1 protein-coding gene is annotated in these 1,206 nt (G+C 43.2%); it reads right to left on the bottom strand.

The features are described 5' to 3' along the window. Positions 1-161 precede the first annotated feature (161 nt). Positions 162-389 carry a hypothetical protein gene (locus V6C16_RS13715; RefSeq protein ID WP_333535478.1) on the bottom strand — a complete coding sequence of 76 codons (228 nt, stop codon included), beginning with the start codon at positions 387-389 and terminating at the stop codon, positions 162-164. Positions 390-1,206: the final 817 nt, after the last annotated feature.

The following is a 1,206-nucleotide window of genomic DNA, read 5'->3' as shown; positions in this document are numbered from 1 at the left end:
GGCCTGGCTGTGGACATATAACAATGAGCGACCAAACATGGGCATTGGCGGCATCACTCCAGCTATGAAACGTAAGCTGGCGGCATAGGCTCTACTTTGGAGAGCTACTAAAAAGGGGATGATTACCCTGTCTGGCGGATTAAAGGTGTGTATTTTTGTAACTAGCTATAAAAATTAATTATATTTTTCTTGCCTTCAGCGGGATTTTTCTGCATAAATAAGACAAGCTCTAGAGCATCCTCATAGATAACAAGGAGGACTAGCATATGAAGAATGTCTCCCAAGATGAGGAAAGTCCACCCTGCTATTTTTGTTTGCCTTGCATTATGCTTGGTGAACAACGCCAATGAAAAGCAATTAACGCCTGGGCTGAATTCAGCTATGGTCATACCACCGCTTGGTGGAAAATATTAAAGGAAAGGGCCGAGGGAACTCGGCCCTTTCCTTTACGCAGTTTACTTAGAGGGGGGCGGGGCAGAGTGAGGTACAGGAGGCTGCGAGCAGCCAGTCCAGCTTGTTTGCTGTGTGCCGCGCATCCTGGCGTCATAAAAGGTAATTTAATTGATTTAAAAAAATGGCTGGAGCAATCCTTTGTGGATCCAGTACCGTTTTCGGTGCCAGATAGGGCAAAGGGCTTGTAAAAGTACAGGCCCTTTTGCTGTTTTTTTGCATTAATTGGCGTCAAAGCAAAGTGCGTCATTCAGCACAGGCTGGAAAAAATTACTTAATTAACTTGTGCAATTTTTTTGTTTGCGGTAGTGTAAACGACAATGAAACTTAATAGTAGGATTACGGAAAAACAACGGACTGAGATTGAACGTATTTTATCAAACTGGACAAATTATCTTAATAGCATGCCGCCTACATCTGATGAAGTGAAGGTTCACAGATTGTTTGGAGCGAATACGCAGATTGTTAAGAAAGATGATTTTAACCAAAGTTTGAGAAGAATTATCGACGAAATGAGAATGAGGCTCGATTCACCATCGCTTCAGCATTAATAAATTAGCGCTGCGAATGTCGAAAGAGGGCGTTCGCTCAACGCAAAAATGAAAAAGCCGGGGCAGCAGCCTCGGCAATTTTTGTAACTAGAAAACCCCCCGCTAGGCGGGGGGTTCTAAAAAGCTTATAGCTTTGCCCAAGTGAGTAAAACTCCTTTTGATTTGTTAAAAAATCTCGCGGTCTGGCAACTGCGAGTCAACAAAT

The organism is Desulfovibrio sp. 1188_IL3213 (assembly GCF_036763145.1).
Taxonomy (GTDB): Bacteria; Desulfobacterota; Desulfovibrionia; order Desulfovibrionales; family Desulfovibrionaceae; genus Desulfovibrio.
Note: the sequence above shows the minus strand (reverse complement) of the source record. Positions and strands in the feature narration are given on the sequence as shown.